The organism is Paenibacillus sediminis (genome assembly GCF_017873765.1).
GTDB lineage: Bacteria > Bacillota > Bacilli > Paenibacillales > Paenibacillaceae > Paenibacillus_AG > Paenibacillus_AG sediminis.
Genome location: NZ_JAGGKP010000001.1, coordinates 1,206,602 through 1,225,716 on the forward strand (window position 1 = coordinate 1,206,602; position 19,115 = coordinate 1,225,716).

Below are 19,115 nucleotides of genomic sequence, written 5' to 3' on the forward strand. Positions count from 1 at the left end.
TCACCCATTATACATGAAAATGTTGGTACGCGCTAGTGAAAATAAAAAGACCATCCTTTCAAAGGATGGTCTTCGCCCAAAATGATTTTGCTTATTTTTTTTGAGGTGCAATGCATGTGCCGTCAACACAAGCTGCATCTTCCGTGCTATTCGTTGTAACATTCAGAACGGTCAAAGGTCTCTCTTCGTTCCAAGCTTTTGTTAGAGCTTCTGTGAACAATTCCGTTGGCTGCGCACCAGAAACCGCATATTTACGGTTAATGACGAAGAACGGAACTCCTGTGATGCCTAGCTTACTCGCTTCTTGTTCATCAGCACGAACTTCTTTGGAGTAGTCATCTCCTGCGAGCATTTCAAGAACCGTATGTCTGTTAAGTCCCACTTCAGCTGCCAGATCAGCCAGTGTTTCATGATCACCGATATGTTTGGAATCAGTGAAGTAAGCTCTAAACAACACTTCTGTCATTTCCTTCATTTTGCCAAGCTCGCCAGCATAATGCGCCAGGCGGTGTGCATCAAATGTGTTGGTCAGAATCATCGTATCGAAATGATATGTAAGACCAACCGTTTGTGCTTGTTTGCCCACATGTTCATTATTCGCAATCGCTTGGGCACGAGTCATACCGTATTTCTTCGCAAGCATATCATGTACATCATAATCCACATCTCGCTTGGAGTATGGATCGAGCTCGAAGCTGCGGTAGATGACTTCAACTTCTTCTTTGTTCGGGAACTGCTCAAGAGCAGCCTCGAATCGGCGTTTTCCTATATAGCAAAATGGACACATAAAATCGGACCAAATTTCTACCTTCATAAAGACACCCCCTACTGAAAATCTTACTTAATCATATATAATTCACTTTCTTTTTTCAAGTACAGTATTTTTATATATGAAGTATAAAAAATATTGTAAATCTACGAATTACTATCTTTCTCTTTAGGCATCTCTTTAACAATCGTGGCAAAAAACTCGTAAGCTTGAATATCTTTTTGTCTAACTTTTTTACTGTGGGCTTCTGCAAAAGATTTGATATAGTCAATAAACTGCTCAGCTTCTTCTTGAGTCAAATAAAGTGTATTGTTGATCAAGTTGGCAAAGGGGGATACATCCATGCGGTTAGCATACTTTAGAAATCGACTCTTATTCTCATCATAGAGACCTGAGAGCAGTGCAATCGTCTCTGAAGCAAAGACCTGTTTAATATGATCCTCCATTCCTTCATGCTTAATCCGTATATCTCCAGAGAAAGCTTCATAATATTTTGCAATAATGCCGTTAATCTCTTTCGTCTCTACTAGTTCAACTAAGCCTACCTTCTCGAGCTTTTTAACATGATAGTGTACTTTCGCAGCGACTTCACCCAGCTCATCGGCGATTTCTTTTACCGTTGCTGGACGGCCCATTTTTTGAAACGTATTCATAATTTTAATTCGATATGGATCTGAATAAGCCTTGATCTCTTCAATCGTTGTTAATACTTTTTGTGCCAATTTTTACACCTCTGTTATCGACTGTCGATTATTGTAACTGACTCTATTATCCCACGAACTTACTATAAATGTAAAATAACGCCGAAGTGCACATCCATTCTATTAGATCGCTCTAAATTTACGATAGCGTGCGAGCCATAACACGGGCAAAGTAATTAGAATTCCCATACTTAGAAAGAGAACCGGCAATTTGACCCATTCTGCAATGACACCAGCTGCACTGCTGCCTAGCGGCATCGCGCAGATACAGATCATATTTAACAGCGCGCCCGTACGGCCTAACATCTCTTTAGGCGTTACTTCCATCATATAAGTTGACGTCGGCGTCGTGACGAAAGGAATAGCGACACCGATACCAAAGCTAAAGACTACAGCAGCTGCAACCGCGTATAAAGAAGACATTACACCCGTAACGAAAAACAGAGCATAGCAAACACCCAGCGTCGTAAAACCAATCATGATGAGGATGCTCTTCTTATACTTTGCACCCTTCTCTCCTATCCAAATGCCGCTTAAAATCATGCCGATAATTTGAGCTGCGCTAAGCAAACTTAATGTGATCGGCCCTGACTCCAGGACGTCACGAACATAAACGGTTTCCATGACACTGTAGGGCGCCAAGCAAAAGTTAACGAGTGCACACATGAGTGTTGTTGTTAAGATTAGCGTGTGAGATTTGATGAAAGAAAAGCCTTCTCTCAGTTCCTTAACATATACTTTAGCAGACATTGGGCTTATAGCTCGCGAATCATCATTTATTCGAATGAATATATAGATTGTTGAAGCGATCAGAAATGTGATACCGTCAATTAAAATTGCTCCAGAAATGCCTTGCCATCCAATAAGTGCTCCAGCCGCCCCTAAGCCTATCAATTCTGCAATTCTGGACATGGAGCTGTTATACGAATTAGCTGACATCAGCACTTGTTTCGGAACGATTCTGGGCACGAGCTGCATTTCAGCAGGACTCGAGAACGATTCAAATGTAGAATTGATGACGGTAAAAAGAAACAAGTGCCACACTTCAAGATGCCCCGTCCAGAACAGTACAGCTGTTAGACAGACGGTAAGACCTCTGCCTAAACTGCATATTACGACAATCCGCTTCTTCGACCACCGGTCCGCTAATACTCCTGAGAAAAAACTGATTACGATATTCGGAATGAAGTTAACCGCGAACAATGTTCCCATGAGCAATTTAGAACCGGTAAGCAAGTAAACCATCCAGCTATACGCAATCGAGTCAACTGAATCCCCAAAACGTGAGATCACTCTTGCAACCATCACGAGCATATACGATTTAAAACGAACTAATTCACGAATGCCTTGTTTTTCAACCAAAACCGCTTCAGCCATTTGTAATCCGCTCCTCCTAAATGGTATGGCGTTTTAATTTATATATCATTAAAATAATTTTATCATTAAATTTATTTTATTATATTTCCTTAAATTGTCAATTACAATTTTCAGTCCATTGGGCTCTTTTCAACAAAAAAGGGTATCCCTTTGCCGAAATGGCTTTTGGGACACCCCTTCTTATTCTACTCCTTATTCTCGCTCCGCTTTGTGACCGTACTACGAATCCATCCTTGCTCCATCGCATATCTGGTCAGTTGAACCCTATTTTCTAGATGCAGCTTATGTAATATATTTTTCAAATGGTTCTTGACCGTTTGTTCGGAGATCGTTAATTGTTCAGCAATTTCACGGTTCGTCAATCCCTGAGCTACCCAGTTCAAAATTTCCCGCTCCCTTACTGTTAATGGATGCTTATCCTCGTCATTCTTCATTGCTAAAGGGAACTCTTGTAAAATTTGATACGCTAACTCTTTGCTGAGCGGTGCTTCATCGTTCATAATGGAACGCAAATATTCAATCCATGTCGATGGAGATAAATTTTTTAGCAAATACCCTTGCGCTCCTTGCTTCAACGCTTCAAATAAATGAGCCGCATCATCGGATACCGTGACCATCACTATTTTAACGTACGGGTAACGCAGTTTAATAATTTTGGTTGCTTCAAGACCATCCATTTCCGGCATCTGTATATCCATTAAGATCAGGTCAGGCATCCATTGTTCTGTGAGCTCAATCGCTTCTCGGCCATTCTTGGCCACAGCAACAATATCAAAGATCGGATCTGCTGATAATATTTCGCTGATGCCTTCTCTTGCATGCTCATGATCATCGGCAATTAATACACGAATCGTCATTTATGAGCTCTCTCCTTTCTCTATCGTAACGGTAGTTTTTCCAGGCACAGACGTAATCGCGATATGCCAATTCATTTCTTCAGCACGTTCTTTCATTATTTTAAGACCGTAACGATCGTTCCACCCGAACGGATCTCCTTCGAAACCAACCCCATTATCTTCAATTTGCACCGTCCACCGATTTCCTTCTCCTTGTCCAGACACGGTTATTTCTGACGCTTTCGCATGCTTCTGTATGTTCAGAAGCGCTTCCCGAATACAAGCCAGCATTTCAACCTTCTCATTTGGACTCAAGCTGGAATCTGGTATTCGCCAATCGATTTTGCTTCTTATATGTGTTTCTTGTACAAGCTGTTCTACACGCTCCCGCATGGATTCTCCGGCAATCACGGTTTCTGAAGTAGCATTATAACGTAAATTAGCAATAGCCTGTCTCACGTAGCGATTTACTTCATGAACTGTTTTACGAACACTGTGTAAATCTTCACTTTCTATGAACTTCGGCTCTTTTCGCTCCAATCGGTCGATTTTGACCGACAACAGAAAGAGTGACTGTGCGATCCCGTCATGCAGCTCTCTTGCGAGCTGTTCTCTCGCCTCTAAAGTTGCTTTGACCGCACGTTCTTGATTTAATTCTTCTTGATAACGTTCAAGGATTTTGAACAATTGTGCAAGAAGTGTGACACTGACCATAAATAAGATGATCGGGGTAAGGTAATTACCCGCTGTCATCGATATGTAAGGCATAAGAAACTGGTGACGCACATATTCCCAAATACCAACGGTTAAGGTAGGTACAATAAGGATCATCCATTTTATTTGTTTGTATGTCATGGCAGTATATAATGCCCCCTTCTGCAACTTTAACGTAAATATTAACACTTCACTTATCCGAATATACCTGAGGTCAGCTATAGGAGCAAGTGACATCTCAATGACATTTACGCGAAAAAGGCAGCTCCGCCAAAGCGGAACTGCCCTATGATTTACATGAATGTGTTATTTATTGCAGTCCCCATAGTGCTGGTACAATAGGCGGTTCCCAGCCTACCAAAGAAGTATGTGCTTGAATACATTTATAGGTCAATCCGTTATACGTTACTAATTGACCTACAGAATACCATGTGTTAGGCTGCCATTCTTGAATGGTGCTGCCTGAAGCATCCGTCGTCACTGTAACGGCATTGCTTGCACCTGATATGTTCCCAGCCGCATCCTTCGCTTTAACGGTGAACGTGTAACTGGTGCTCGCTGTCAAACCGCTAATCGTCGCTGAAGTGCCTGTTACACTGGCTGCTAATACGGAACCGTTATAAATATCGTATCCCGTAACACCAACGTTATCCGTCGATGCTGTCCAGCTTAGCGTTACGCTAGTGGAAGTTTTGCTTGTTACACTTAAATTCGTTGGAGCTGAAGGTGCAGTCGTATCTTGCTGAGGAGCATTCGTCGTAACCGTTACAGCGTTGCTTGACCCGGATACATTTCCGGCCGCATCGCTTGCCTTCACTGTAAATGTATACGTCGTTGATGCAGATAGACCGCTAACCGTCCCACTTGTGCCTGACACCGTAGCCGCAAGTGTGCTTCCATTATAGACAAGGTAACTCGTTACTCCTACATTATCAGTGGAAGCATTCCATGACAACGATACGCTGTTTGACGTTTTACCCGTAGAGACGAGGTTCGCAGGCGCACTAGGCGGAGCTGTATCTGCTGGAGGAGGCGTTCCGCCGCCTAAATCTGTATTTACTTTGGTAAGAAGTGTTTTATTCCGATCACTGCTCAGTTCCCAGAACATCGCTCCAGCTAAGCCCTTGGATTTAATATACGCCGTCTTGTTCCCAACCGATTCTGTATCATCATAGCTGATATATCTTCGGTTCGAAGCATTATATAAATAAGGCACTTTAGCAGTGTCGTTCCAGTAACGGGTATACCCATTTTTATTAATGTAATTCGCTTCTAAATCGCTAAAATCGAACACACCTGCTTCCCAAGTTCCAACCTGCGATGCTCCAGTTCCGGTTTGATACTGGCCATTATTTGCTGAACCTACACCATCCCATCCTCTTCCATAGAACGGTACACCCATGACAAGTTTGCTCGCAGGAACTCCGCTATTCAGATGACCTTGTACAGCCGCGTCGACATTGAAAGAAGCCGCGTCTGGTACGCCAGCACTCCCCGCAGCAGGATCGAAGTAGAGCGGTGCATTATGTGCGGAGACAGCCTGCCAGCCGCCGTTGAAATCGTAAGTCATAATGTTAATCCAGTCTACGATGCCTGCAATTTTGTTCAGCTCTGTATTTTGCGCATAAGATGGCGATGCCCCGGATGCGATCGTCAGGAGATAATGTTTGCCATCTGTAGATTCTGCTGCATTTAATTTATTCCGAATTTCTTGCAGCAGGAGCGTATAATTCTGCTTATCAGCTGCCCGGTAGCTATTGCCGGCTAATCCGCCTGATACTGGATATTCCCAGTCCAAATCAATGCCGTCAAATTTGAATTTCCGGAGAAAATCAACAGCCGAATTGGCAAATGTCTCACGTGTTGTTTGACTTGCTGCTACGTCTGAGAACCGGTTAGACCATGTCCAGCCGCCGACAGATATGATCGTCTTCAAATTCGGATTTATCGTTTTGAGCTTATTAAGCTGATTGATGTTGCCGGCATACGGCTGATCCCATGTATCCCCCGCAAACCGTTTGCCAGTATCAATCCATGGATCGCCAAGCACAATGGTTCCATTAGGCACGTTGATCGTCTGACTGTTCTCATTTTGGCAAGACCATGTGACCGGGTTTGGACCTGTTGGATCGGGATTACCGTGAATTCCATTCCAGCATATATCAGCAAAAGCATAGTTAATATGTGTCACTTTATTCGGATCAATGTCCGTTACGTTATAATTGCGTCCATATGCCGCCCATGCTGGATAATAGCCGACAATTTTATAGCTTGAGGCCGCATCTGCCCTGCTGGCACCAAATGAGAATGTCGGCATTGCCAAGGTGAAAATCAATAATATTGTTCCGATAAGGCGCAGCGTATTTGAATACGTTTTCAAAAAAATCTTAGAGCTTATCATCTATCATTCCTCCTCAAAAATATGAAAATATTTTCATAGCGGATCAACCAAAATAGTCTGCTCCTGATGAGGAAACTTCATAGATGTAATTGAACTCTCCTCCCTTCTATGGGAATAGACTTAGCAACAAAACAAGCAGCACATTGTATAGGCACCACCTCCTTTGAGAAGCCAGAAGCCAACCCCATAGAAAACAGAAAAGCTTTCAATGCATTGAAGAATTCACTCGCGCACGACGCGCATTCTTCAATCGTTTGAAAGCTCTGATAAAGATAAGCTATGAACGAAACTTCATATCGATATGGAGTTGTTACCATTATTTAAGCATAGTTTCTCCACTTTGAGAGGGATAATATTATATTTTACAGGGGTAAATTTATCCATTTATTGTATTTTTACTTAATTTTTGGTTATTATGCAGCACTCTCTTTCGAATTGGCCGAGCTGTTAAACCCGTGATCCATTTGGTCTTTGGCATCTTGTTCAAACCATACATCACTCCTACTGAACTGATCATACATAGAGCGAATACTAGAATCATTCGAATCGTAACAGGCAACCCCGTAAATAGAGCACGATCGACTGGATAACCAACAGCGGGCAGCATCAATGCATGAACTAGATATGCGCCATATGAGAAATGACCAATGACAGCCAGTTTATTTTGGAGCCAAGAGGTGCGAATCGTTATTTGGCTAACGATGTCGTAATAGACGAACACCGAACTTATGAGAAACACTGCCATCCATGGCTGCAGCAGCGTCGTCGCTTGAAACGTAATTTTGAGATCTGTACCCATCTGAAAACTTTGTACTGTTCTATAGAAATGATAACAGAACATGAGCACAAATAGACTCATATAAATGGGCCGATACTTATGAATCCACTCTTTCCAAGTATGAACGCCTAGTCCTGCAGCAGCACCCAACACAAAATAAAAAATAAAATAAATAAAATTGCGATCTGCATAAAGGGTAAATACATCTGTCAATACAGGAACTTGAAGCCTGTACATTAGCTGATACACTGGTCCAACAAGTGATGTAAGCCAAATGTACAATAGTCCTGCTGCAATAAGCGCTCCTATTTTGGCAGATCGATTCCAATGATGATGAACATACCGCCCTGCCCTCTTAAATAGCGGAAACAACACATAGAGGGGGATCGTCATCGCCACATACCATAGATGATAGCTTCCTTTTCCCGTTAGCCATGCGTGCAATATTGTCAAAGGATCTGTCAATGTGTTCATCAGACCATTTTTTATTATCAAATAAATAACCGACCAGATAAAATAAGGAACAACGATATCTTTAAATCTTTTAACGAGGAAAGAGAAGTAGTTGATCTTACCGTCGTAATTGTAAAAGAGCACCATCCCGGTTATAAAAATAAACGCTGGTACCGCGAACTTACTTATTAATAGCAGCAAGCCCATCAATACGCCATCCTCTAGTGTAACCCCGTCTACATTAGCATAATGAGCTATAGAATGCTGAAGGACAACGGCAAGAAAGGCTAGTCCGCGCAGAACTTGAATTTCTTCGATTTTTTGCTTGCGAATCATGTTGTAAACTCCTGACTTTATTTATTCACCGTTCCATTCTTTATAAAATCTTGCAATAAACTGCTCCATAAATTCGTGTCTTTCATCTGCTAGTTTTCGAGCATAATCTGTATTCATTAAATCTTTCAGTTTAAACAACTTTTCATAAAAATGATTGACAGCCGTACTTTTTCCGCCTCGATATTCCTCAGGTGTCATCTGATCGCGCACTGGAATGTCCGGGTCATACATCACTTGTCCTTTCGAGCCAGAATAAGCAAATGTACGTGCGATGCCTATAGCGCCAAGCGCATCAAGCCGATCCGCATCCTGCACGACACGCCCTTCCAGTGTGCGCATCCTTTCAGAATTGCCGCCGCGATAAGACATCGCTCCAATAATGTCTAGGACATGTTCAGCGGCGTCTCCATCTACCTTCTGCTGTTCAAGCCAATCCGCAACCTTGTGCATACCGGCTTCCTTCGATGGATTTAATTTCTCATCTGCTACATCATGAAGCAGTGCACTGAGCTCGCAAATAAATACGTCGGCATTCTCCTGCTTCGCAATCCTCTTGGCAAGTGAAGTTACACGTTCAATATGCCACCAATCGTGTCCGCTTGAATCGCCTCCAAGCTCTTTTTTCACAAATGCTGCTGCAGCTTCTAAAATACGATGAGTATCTATGTGGAACGACCTCCTAATGACCTAAGCCATGAACTCTCTACCTTGTTATTGTACTAGATTGATAGACAAGGCTCTACTTTATCCAGATAAAGGATAGCACAAAAAAACAACCGAATACGATGATGATCATCATACCCGGCTGCTTGCTGTCTATCTATATTAAACTGCAATAGCACCAGGGCCTGTTAAGGCAACACCGATAACTGCTGCAAGTAATACTAGATTGTATTCATATCCGTTTTGAGTGGACCAAAGTCCGTTTTTACCATGAACCGTTACAATAGAACCAATCATTGTGATTGCAACGAGGATAGCCGCAAGTGTTGTCCATAGTCCAGCCGCGAACAACAAGCCGCCGGCAAATTCAAACAATCCAACGACGAACGCCATCAATACGCCTGGTTTAATATTGATCGATTCAAGCCATCCGCCAGTTCCTTTTAGTCCATAACCTCCGAACCAGCCAAACAGCTTTTGCGCACCATGTCCGGCAAATAACAAACCGATAATGTTTTTTTCAATCTTTTTCAGAACCTTTTCAACACCTTTTCAAATTTTCAAATAATAACGTACTCATAATCTTTAAAAATTGCCGCATACTAAGTGGAAAAGATATAAGGTGAGTGGGAGCCTATGAATCCGCCTGTCTCTCTTTCGTCAGATGCTACCGAATTGCATAAACTGCTGAACATTCATGTCACTTCTATGCTCAAATCGTATACGTTCAAACAGCTTACAAGCGATGAACATCTTCAAAAGATATTAGAAGAGGACAGTAAGCGGTGCGCTCTCATAGCTGAGAAACTGCACACATTACTATCCTCCTCTATTTCCCCATCAATATTTGGAGGCGACTGACTCGTATGAATCCAATTGTCGAAAGCTTAATGGGAATGAAGCTGCTGAGTGATGAAGTCATTGCGTCCGATCTGCTGCTTACTCTTGAACATCGTACGTATTCTCTTGAAGCAGCTATAGCCGCAGTAGCATCCGCTGATTTGAAAAGTTGGCTTGAGCTGCAGATCAAAGACATCAAATCATTCCAAGAAACAATAAAGCATTATCAGGAACAAAAAGGCTGGATACAGCCCAGGCTAACTAAGGAACTGCTAGATCGAGATTTAAAACAAGCCGCTAAAGCGCTGAAACAAATCACCTAGTCATTTAGTTTAGTTATGAACTTATGATTTAGGTTTAGCACGATGCGTAGCAATCGCCTCAAGCGGATTGTCAGGCCAATAATGTTTGGGATAACGGCCTTTCAAATCCTTTTTCACTTCGAAATAAGCATGCTTCCAAAAGCTCGCCAAATCAGAAGTGACCTGAACAGGCCGCTGAGCCGGAGACAGCAAATGCAGTGTAATCGGGACTTTGCCTCCTCCGATCCGAGGTGTCTCTTGAAGTCCGAACATTTCTTGAAGACGTACGGATATATACGGCGATTCACCGTCACTGTAGTGAATTGGAATCCGTGATCCACTAGGAACGATCATATGCGTGGGTGCATACTCATCAAGCTGCCGAAGTTGTTCCCACGAAAGCATAGACTGTAAAATAGCAGCCAAATCGAGACGTTCTAAATCTTGGCGGCTCTTCATCCCGATAACATAAGGTGCAAGCCAGCTATCAAGCGTTGCAAGCAATGCTTCATCCGATACATCAGGGAATGTGTCGTCCTGCTTGTGCATAAACATCATTCTCTGCTGTAATTGCTTAGATTTCGGCTTCCATGGAAGGATTTGAAGGCCTATATGCTTAATCGCTTCTAATAATATCGCTAATAGTTCATCCTGAGACGGATTAGCTAGCTGCGTTTCTCGCAGTATGATGCTTCCCATTCGCATGACTTGCTTTGCTCTGATCGCTTCCGCTTCTCTATCCCAGTAAATGTTGCTTTGCTTTTCGATATGACTTGCAAAGTGTTGTTCGAGCTCTGAACCATCTACAGGTGCAGCGAGTTGAATGCGGCTTTCTGTGCCCTGATCATCTAACTCGGCCGCAACGATATAATCTTGCTCAGACACATGATCTTGATGAGCGAAATAAGCCCCGCGTCCATTTTGCAAAGTATATCGTCCATTACTTCTCCGCCTACCAATCCGATCTGGATAGGCAAAACAAAGAAGTAAACCGCACATATCGATTTGTGAATCTTGAATAGGCTGATCATCGATATCTAAAATGCGCATGAAATGGTCAGCCTCTGTCTTTATCCTTTTCATAACAGCAAGGTCGATCTCTTGGATGTCAACACCTTCATCTGCCTGAAGAAGTGCCTCCAATCGCAATCGAATATCCGTCTTGCGAGCGGCATCTTGTCCGCGAAAGAGATCTCTTTCTTGAAGGAGCGCACCTAAACGTGCCGCCACATACCCGAGCCCAAGATCCTTCGCCTTAAGAAGCATATTAGCGATGCGTGGATGGACACCAAGTGACGCCATCGCCTTCCCATGAGTCGTAATAGAACGGCTGCCGTCCGCTTTAAGCGCACCAAGCCCTTCAAGCAATTGCACAGCATGTTCATATGCACCCTTCGGAGGTACATCGAGCCACAATAAATCATTAGGATCTGCTGTACCCCACCCCGCAAGTTCAAGAGCTAATGGAACAAGATCCGCCTCCAAAATTTCCGGGACCGAGAATGGACGCAGCATCCGCTCTTCTTGCTCGCTCCATAATCGATAGCAAATTCCCGGCGCTAGCCTTCCCGCTCTTCCGCGCCGCTGATCTGCCGATGCTTTCGAGACCTTAACTGTAGTCAGATGCGCCATTCCTGTTCGCGGGGAAAATTTAGACACACGCTGAAGACCACTGTCGATGACGATTGTAATTCCTTCAACAGTCAAGCTTGATTCAGCAATCGAAGTCGCTAGTACAACTTTGCGCTTGCCTGCTGGTGCTGGACGAATGGCCGCATCCTGCTGTTCCAAAGGTAAATTACCGTACAGCGGAACGAGGATTACATCTGATGGCACTTCGTTCTCTAACGCCGATTGAACTCGTCTTATCTCCTTGGCACCTGGCAGGAATGCTAGTATATCCCCTTGATCATGCTGAATCGATTGAATTATGGTACGTTTCATAACTGTTTCTACATCATCTTGATTAAGGATCGGCACGTATCTTGTTTCTACAGGATAGACCCGACCCTTCGATTCGATAATCGGCGCATCCCCCAAAAGCTCTGCAATGCGCTCTCCATGGAGCGTAGCCGACATGATTAGTATTCGTAAATCTTCACGCAATATCGATTGAGACTGAAGGGTTAGCGCAAGCCCCAAATCGGCATGAATGCTTCGTTCATGAAACTCATCAAAGATGACAAGCCGGGCACCTTCGAGTTCAGGATCAGCTTGCAGCATTCGCGTTAAAATACCTTCGGTTACCACTTCTATACGCGTATCTTTACTCACTTTAGAATCCCACCGCACTCGATAACCAACCGTTTGTCCGACCTGCTCTCCCAGCATTTTGGACATATAAGCGGCTGCCGATCTAGCAGCTAACCGTCTTGGCTCGAGCATTATTATTTTTTTACCCTCTAGCCAGGGCTCATTTAGAAGCGCTAATGGTGTCTCTGTTGTTTTCCCTGCTCCAGGCTCAGCAATAAGTACTGCTGAACGATGCGAAGAAAGCGCATCTTTGATCTGAGGAATGACTTCATGGATAGGTAATTCGTGTTCATTCCGAAATTTATTATTCATAGGTCGATCACTCATAAGTACACCGCCGCATTCAAAGCACGTTTAGCTATAGATTGGTAGTAAGCGGCCTGAACTGAGACGACGGCAACAACCAGTGCATTGCTAATTTGGTCCTGCTCGGAGGTATGCAAATGCTCTAGGCTGCGCGCACGTTCATCAGCTTTATTTTTAATCATTTTTGTTAAGTAAGGTATTGCACTCTGTTCTAATCGTTTTTTCATTGATTTCACCTTAACATTGTGAGCTTGTACTTTCATTTCTTCAATCAATGTGGCGTAGAAATGGTAAAAATCGATCGGAGATATAAGATCGTCTTGATCATCGTTTGGATTATTGAACAAGACCTTAAGCAGCTTGCGAATCGACTCAAAATCGAGTGTCGCTTTCAGATCTTCTACGATGAGTAAGACAGCGGCTTGGTCTATGGAATATTTCTTACCGCACTTTGGAGTACCGAGAATATCGCGAATATCCCGCTTCACCCAATTTTGTACGGAAGTAATCGCATACTCGTTAAATTCAATTAAATTGCCAAGTGCCACAATATCATTTAAAGAAAGTCCTTCTTGCGAAGAATTCATTTTCATGATTTTATTGACAATCGAAGGAACGGTAATTGGGTTAATAGCGTCCAATGACATGACCGTATTCTTCTGCTTTTCGAGTGTATGATGCCAAGCATCTTGAAGTATACTGAGCGGCGTTTTCTGGAGGTCTCCACGTATGGAACGCAGTAAATCTGATGCTTGTTCACGTGTCATATTCCATGTTTCCAAAATGTTCACCTCTATTTATTAGCTTCTAATATTTAAGCTTCATTTAGCCTTCTTCTCTAAGCTTCTATTTTAGGTTCATATGAACTCATCATAAAACGGCGAAAATGGTTTGTAAAGATAGATATTGCGCTCAAAAATAAAGCAACGATTCCGTTAACTCCCCCCTAATTCAAATTGTAAGGCTAATATCGCCATATTTCGTTCGATATGACTTTTGAATTTTTTGGTTTACGTTTGTATAATGAAGTTCATTGGAACTCTAATGGGCTCTCATAGATTACTCACTTATAAGGAGAAGATTAATAGAAATGGAAAGTGACAGGTACGTATTGAATTTATTTTTGATTGTTTTACTCATAGCTCTGAGCGCATTTTTTGTAGCTGTGGAATTTGCAATTGTTAAGATCCGTCCTAGCCGTGTAGATCAGATGGTTGCCGAAGGAAGAAATGGCGCCCTTGCAGTTAAGCAAGTCGTATCCAACTTAGATGGATATCTGTCTACAAGCCAGCTTGGTATTACAATTACTTCCCTGATTCTTGGTTGGCTTGGTGAACCGACGATCGAGAAAATATTGCATCCGTTATTCCACTTGCTGGATTTGCCGGATAAGTTTAATTCCGTTCTATCTTTCGTTATTGCTTTTGTGCTGATTACGTATGTTCACGTTGTAGCCGGAGAACTTGCACCGAAATCGATTGCGATTCAAAAGGCTGAGAAGATTGCTCTTTTTACAGCGCGGCCTATTATTTGGTTTAACAAAATCGCACATCCATTTATTTGGCTGCTCAATGTATCCTCGAATCGAATTGTGAAATGGATGGGGATTGAGCCTGTATCCGAGCATGAAGAAGCTCATACGGAAGAAGAGTTGCAAATTATTATTAATGAAAGCTTTGAGAGCGGTAAAATCAATCAAAATGAGTATGGATACGTAAGTCGAATCTTTGCATTTGATGAACTGCTTGCGAAAGAAATTATGGTTCCGCGTACAGATATGGTTGTTTTGTACACGAACAAGTCAGCTGAAGAAAATCGCAAAATTATTAAAGAAGAGCGTTATACTCGTTTCCCTGTAGTTACAGAGAGCAAAGACAATGTTGTTGGTATGATCAATACGAAACAATACTTTTTGGAACACGAGGATAACCCTGATCTAGATTTAACAAGCTTGATCCATCCGGTGATGACCGTTTCCGAGACGATTCCGCTCAGTAAGCTGCTTAAGAAGATGCAGAAGGAACGTTCTCATATGGCCATTCTTATTGACGAATATGGCGGTACATCCGGGATGGTAACCATTGAAGATATATTGGAAGAAATCGTTGGTGAAATTAGAGACGAGTTTGATGATGAGGAAACTTCTGATATCGTTCAAGTCGAAGAGAATCACCTTATCGTTGACGGGAAAGTGCTTATTTCTCAAATTAATGATTTATTACTCGTTGATATAGAGAATGAAGAGCTTGATACGATTGGCGGTTGGTTGTATGGTGAGAATATGGACCTCAAAGAAGGCGATCAATCCCACTACAAAGATCTAGTCTTTACCGTCCTGGAAAAAGAAGAACACCGTATTCGCAAACTTGAAATTCAAAAAGTAACACCTGTTCAAGAGGAATTATCTTTAACATCTTAAACATGATATGAGCATCGGAGGCATTTTTCCGGTGCTTTTTTCTATGCTAAAATAGATTTAATTAATCATCAACGAAAGAAGGGTCCACCCTTGAGACGGGGAAGATTTGCACCAACACCATCTGGAATGATACATCTTGGAAACGCACGTACTGCCCTCCTCGCATGGTTACAGATGAGAGCTGTAAGAGGTGAATTCATTCTTCGTGTCGAAGATATTGATATTCACCGCTCTAAACCGCATATTGCTGAACAAATCATCGATGATCTGTACTGGCTCGGTATTGACTGGGATGAGGGCCCTGATGTAGGAGGCTCTTATGGACCATATCGGCAAAGCGAAAGACAGCATCTATACGAACAAGCGCTGTTAAAGCTGTCACAAGGGCAATATCTCTATCCTTGTTACTGCAGCCGAGCGCAATTGCTCAGTGTTGCCAGTGCGCCGCACGGGATTGCTTCAGAGGGACCTGCTTATAACGGACAATGCCGCTCGTTAACAACTGAACAGAGATTGGTAAAGGCAGCTGACAAAGTACCTTCCCTCCGCTTTAAGACTCCTGAAGGGAACATTTCTTTTGCTGATCAAATTGCTGGTCTTCAGTCGTTCTCGGCAAGTTATGGCGGTGACTTTATCGTCAAGAGAGCGGATGGCATCATCTCTTATCAACTGGCTGTCGTCGTGGATGATGCTGCGATGGGTATTACCGACGTGCTGCGCGGATGGGATTTACTTGATTCAACGCCGCGTCAGCTGCTTCTTTACAAAGCTCTTGGACTTAACGCTCCAAGCTTCGCACACGTACCACTGCTTTATGGACCAGATGGTCAGCGACTCGCTAAGCGTCACGGAGCGATCGCACTTCATTCCATTCGAGCACAGGGCATTTCTCCTGAGAAAGTTGTAGGGTATCTTGCATACATGAGCGGACTTATTCCGAAGCCAGAGCCCGTGAAAGCATCTGAACTCATCGAACACTTCGAACCGAAAGCAGTATCCACTACACCCTTTACGCTTAACGAACAAATTTTAGAGCAATTATTACTATAAAAGTGACTCAGCACCATCGATCACAATTTGCGCCCCTGTAATGTGGGCAGCTTCGTTCGATGCAAGAAAAGCTACGAGATCCGCTACATTTTCCGGCTTACCAGGTCCATCTGCAAGCGGCTGGCTTCCTTCGGGATACTCGACTGGGATAATAATTTCTTTGAGTTCATCGGTCTGCACCGTGCTTTGATCTATGTTCGTTGAAATCGCGCCTGGGCAAATTACATTGACGCGAATTTTAAACTTGGCAAGCTCTAGTGCGGCCATTTTTGCAAAGGCAACTTGTCCCGCTTTGGACGTACTGTATGCAGACATGCCGAATCCAGAAAATCGCACATTCCCATTGATCGAGCTGGTAATGATGATGCTTCCACCACCCCTTTTTTTCAAGTGAGGAATCGCATATTTTACGGTCAAAAATGTACCATTCAAGTTCACGCGCAGCGTCTGCTCCCAATCACCCACATCCATATCCTCAATTGGAGCCAGCACACCGTTAATACCCGCATTCGCAAATACGATATCTACACCGCCGAATGTTTTTACGGTTTCCAGAACTGCCTCTTCCACTCGCTTCGGGTCAGCTGTGTCAACGTCAAACGCTCTTGACGAGCCTGCCTTCATTTTGTTAATATCTTGTTCTGTCTGTTCTGTTCGCTCATCCTTCAAATCAAACAGTGCCACCTTCGCTCCTTGCTGAGCTAACTTAACAGCAGCGGCTTTGCCGATACCCGAACCGGCACCTGTGACAATCGCTGTTTTACCCGCAAATCGCTGTGAATCTTTTATCTGTTCATTCATTACCGCGCACTCCTTCGACCTTATATCATGTCATTTATAAAGATTACCCAAAACAGCGCCGCTTCTAATCATAAAAAACAAAAAACTTCATTTATTTGTGAAACTATTTCCTGTTTGTGACGTAATTAATATGGAGATTCCATTTTATTAGCAATGTTGATCAAATTTTGAACATTTGTATTTTTGGACAATCTTTATACATTCTATAAGCTATTTTTAAGGAATTTTTAAGCTAGGCAATCTACAATGAAAACTGTGAAATAACTTATTCAGAGGTGATTCCAATGAGAATGATCATTAACTTTCAAAACAGACCTGTACCTGTATATTTCGACAATGACAATAAACAATCTACTCAAAAAATATTAAAACTGCTCAGCAGCGCACTGGAACATAAATTTCAATATGGTAAAAATGCTTTGAAAAAATGTCTGAATTCGCTTATTAGCATCGAGATTGAAGGATCTGAGGCGATACTTCACAGCAAGAGCGAGAATGACACGTTAGCTTTATCACTGTATTAATCGTCAGAAGCAGAAAAGGAGCCTATCCGTCTAATTGAACGGATGGGCTCCTTTTTTATATGAAGTGCGGATTAAAATTGATAACAAAGATAGCTGAGGTTACCAAAATCATAACTACGATAAATAACCTTAGCCTCGTGATTCTCATCTGCACTTCCTAGCGCGATAAAGAAAGGAACGAAATGCTCTGGTCTTGGAACGGCATCCACAGCATATGGAGCGATGGATCGGTAGTTGAAAAGCGATTCATAATCTTTAGACTCCACTTTATCGATGAGCCAATCGTCAAATTCAACGGCCCAAGATTCGATGGATGTGGCATTGAAATTAGCTCTTCTTAAGTTATGAACTGTTACGCCGCTGCCGATGATAAGAATATCTTCGTTGCCTAGACCGCGCAGTGCCTCACCGATTTTAAATTGAACTTCTGGCGAGAGAAACGGATGGACAGAAATTTGGACAACAGGAATGTTAGCTTCAGGATACATCCGGTGCAGCAATGTCCATGATCCGTGATCAAGCCCCCGCTGATCGTTCGTTTGAGTCTTAATACCTTGATCCGACATCAATTGCTGAATTCGGGAAGCGAGCTCTGGTGAACCTTTCGCACGATATTTAATCTGATACAATTCATCTGGGAAACCATAGAAATCATAAATCGTATCATATTCACCATCAACAGATGAGATTGTCATCACATCGCTTTCCCAATGCGCTGTAAAAATAACGATAGCCTTAGGCTGAATTTGCTTTCCTAAACTTTGCAAAAATTGAGTGTATTCCGTATTCTCAATAGCCAACATAGGTGATCCATGTGCCAAAAATAATGAGGGTAACATATTCATAACCTCCGCGCCTCTTATTAGTTACTAATTGTAAGTAATTATATTATTACAATTAACAAACGTCAAGTTATAGATTTCTATTACATTACTTTATGTATTTTATATATTATGTTATAATTTAAGTGTATTGAAATTGAGGTGAATCAAGATGGACCAATCGACCCTTTGTCCTAGATTTGAAAAAGGGATGCAATTATTAAGCAAACGATGGACTGTCCTTATCATTTATCAACTTCTATCCGGTCCTAAACGTTTTGGTACCATTGAATCTTCCATTCCAATCAGCGGCAGATTGCTGTCTGAACGTCTTAAGGATTTAGAAAGCGAAGGAATTGTCAATCGGCATATCTATCCTGAAATTCCGGTCCGTATTGAATATTCGCTTACAGAGAAAGGCTTTGCTCTGGAACCGATTATTCGGGATATGGAACAATGGTGCAAGCAGTGGATTGAACTGGAAGAAGAAACAACTGTACGATAAATATGTATGAAAAAGCAGCCATTCCTGAAGTGAACTGTGAAGTGACACCATAAAGGAAAGGCTGCTTTTGTCATAGGTATTAATTCGGCTTCAAATTCCCCGAACTCGTTACGCTTCCACTCCGCTCTAGGTCGGTCAACATAAATTTCAATCCCGTTACGGTCTAGATCTCATTATGAGAATAGAAATATTTATTTACATCGCTGGTACATAGTATAATCTTACCATACAATTAGAACAGGCTATTCTACAGCATTTGGAGGGGA

19 protein-coding genes are annotated in these 19,115 nt (G+C 42.5%); 6 read left to right on the forward strand and 13 right to left on the reverse strand.

The genetic code is table 11. The features are described from left to right. Positions 1-91 precede the first annotated feature (91 nt). From J2Z20_RS05815 to J2Z20_RS05855, 9 genes are all read right to left on the reverse strand, one after another. Positions 92-814 (reverse strand): DsbA family oxidoreductase, encoded by a 723-nt coding sequence (locus J2Z20_RS05815; protein ID WP_209846368.1) that lies wholly within the window; start codon positions 812-814, stop codon positions 92-94. Between the two features lie 101 nt (positions 815-915). Further along, positions 916-1,491, reverse strand: coding sequence for an ArsR/SmtB family transcription factor (locus tag J2Z20_RS05820; protein WP_209846370.1), 576 nt, complete (start codon positions 1,489-1,491; stop codon positions 916-918). Between the two features lie 102 nt (positions 1,492-1,593). Continuing rightward, positions 1,594-2,847, reverse strand: a complete 1,254-nt coding sequence (locus J2Z20_RS05825) for an MFS transporter (RefSeq protein WP_209846371.1) — start codon at positions 2,845-2,847, stop codon at positions 1,594-1,596. A 185-nt stretch (positions 2,848-3,032) separates the two neighbouring features. Continuing rightward, entirely contained in the window at positions 3,033-3,704 is a 672-nt protein-coding gene (locus tag J2Z20_RS05830; protein ID WP_209846372.1) for a response regulator, read from the reverse strand. Further along, positions 3,705-4,538 (reverse strand): sensor histidine kinase, encoded by an 834-nt coding sequence (locus J2Z20_RS05835; RefSeq protein ID WP_209846373.1) that lies wholly within the window; start codon positions 4,536-4,538, stop codon positions 3,705-3,707. 169 nt (positions 4,539-4,707) lie between these two features. After that, positions 4,708-6,798 (reverse strand): glycosyl hydrolase family 18 protein, encoded by a 2,091-nt coding sequence (locus J2Z20_RS05840; RefSeq protein WP_209846375.1) that lies wholly within the window; start codon positions 6,796-6,798, stop codon positions 4,708-4,710. A gap of 376 nt (positions 6,799-7,174) precedes the next feature. Then, positions 7,175-8,365, reverse strand: coding sequence for an acyltransferase (locus J2Z20_RS05845; RefSeq protein WP_209846376.1), 1,191 nt, complete (start codon positions 8,363-8,365; stop codon positions 7,175-7,177). Between the two features lie 21 nt (positions 8,366-8,386). Next, a complete protein-coding gene (locus J2Z20_RS05850; protein ID WP_342454266.1) occupies positions 8,387-8,992 on the reverse strand; it encodes an HD domain-containing protein in 606 nt (201 codons plus the stop codon). 198 nt (positions 8,993-9,190) lie between these two features. Further along, positions 9,191-9,541 carry a DoxX family protein gene (locus tag J2Z20_RS05855; RefSeq protein ID WP_415640003.1) on the reverse strand — a complete coding sequence of 117 codons (351 nt, stop codon included), beginning with the start codon at positions 9,539-9,541 and terminating at the stop codon, positions 9,191-9,193. A 123-nt stretch (positions 9,542-9,664) separates the two neighbouring features. Here J2Z20_RS05855 and J2Z20_RS05860 point away from each other — a divergent pair, with 123 nt between their 5' ends. Both J2Z20_RS05860 and J2Z20_RS05865 read left to right on the forward strand, forming a co-directional pair. After that, the gene (locus J2Z20_RS05860; RefSeq protein WP_209846377.1) at positions 9,665-9,889 is read left to right on the forward strand and encodes a hypothetical protein; all 225 of its coding nucleotides are present in this window, start codon (positions 9,665-9,667) and stop codon (positions 9,887-9,889) included. A 5-nt stretch (positions 9,890-9,894) separates the two neighbouring features. Continuing rightward, the gene (locus J2Z20_RS05865; RefSeq protein ID WP_209846379.1) at positions 9,895-10,191 is read left to right on the forward strand and encodes a spore coat protein; all 297 of its coding nucleotides are present in this window, start codon (positions 9,895-9,897) and stop codon (positions 10,189-10,191) included. Positions 10,192-10,212: 21 nt separating this feature from the next. Here the strand turns inward: J2Z20_RS05865 and hrpB are convergent, their stop codons facing one another. Then, positions 10,213-12,750, reverse strand: a complete 2,538-nt coding sequence (gene hrpB / locus J2Z20_RS05870) for an ATP-dependent helicase HrpB (protein WP_245251876.1) — start codon at positions 12,748-12,750, stop codon at positions 10,213-10,215. Further along, positions 12,747-13,511: a DUF1836 domain-containing protein gene (locus J2Z20_RS05875; protein WP_209846382.1), complete on the reverse strand. Its 765-nt coding sequence runs from the start codon at positions 13,509-13,511 to the stop codon at positions 12,747-12,749. Before J2Z20_RS05875 ends, hrpB begins: the two co-directional genes overlap by 4 nt. A gap of 308 nt (positions 13,512-13,819) precedes the next feature. Between J2Z20_RS05875 and J2Z20_RS05880 the strand changes: the two genes are divergently transcribed. Continuing rightward, the gene (locus tag J2Z20_RS05880) at positions 13,820-15,148 is read left to right on the forward strand and encodes a hemolysin family protein (protein WP_209846384.1); all 1,329 of its coding nucleotides are present in this window, start codon (positions 13,820-13,822) and stop codon (positions 15,146-15,148) included. Between the two features lie 90 nt (positions 15,149-15,238). Beyond that, positions 15,239-16,198, forward strand: coding sequence for a tRNA glutamyl-Q(34) synthetase GluQRS (gluQRS, locus tag J2Z20_RS05885; RefSeq protein WP_209846386.1), 960 nt, complete (start codon positions 15,239-15,241; stop codon positions 16,196-16,198). Here the strand turns inward: gluQRS and J2Z20_RS05890 are convergent. Then, entirely contained in the window at positions 16,193-16,999 is an 807-nt protein-coding gene (locus tag J2Z20_RS05890; RefSeq protein ID WP_209846389.1) for an SDR family oxidoreductase, read from the reverse strand. The genes gluQRS and J2Z20_RS05890 overlap by 6 nt on opposite strands. Before the next feature lie 284 nt (positions 17,000-17,283). On the opposite strand from J2Z20_RS05890, the gene J2Z20_RS05895 reads away from it, so the two are divergent. Beyond that, positions 17,284-17,523, forward strand: a complete 240-nt coding sequence (locus tag J2Z20_RS05895) for a hypothetical protein (RefSeq protein WP_209846393.1) — start codon at positions 17,284-17,286, stop codon at positions 17,521-17,523. Between the two features lie 71 nt (positions 17,524-17,594). On the opposite strand, the gene J2Z20_RS05900 is transcribed toward J2Z20_RS05895, so the two are convergent. Next, positions 17,595-18,362 (reverse strand): DODA-type extradiol aromatic ring-opening family dioxygenase, encoded by a 768-nt coding sequence (locus tag J2Z20_RS05900; protein ID WP_209846395.1) that lies wholly within the window; start codon positions 18,360-18,362, stop codon positions 17,595-17,597. A gap of 154 nt (positions 18,363-18,516) precedes the next feature. On the opposite strand from J2Z20_RS05900, the gene J2Z20_RS05905 reads away from it, so the two are divergent. Beyond that, entirely contained in the window at positions 18,517-18,849 is a 333-nt protein-coding gene (locus J2Z20_RS05905; protein WP_209846399.1) for a winged helix-turn-helix transcriptional regulator, read from the forward strand. The last annotated feature ends 266 nt before the right edge of the window (positions 18,850-19,115 follow it).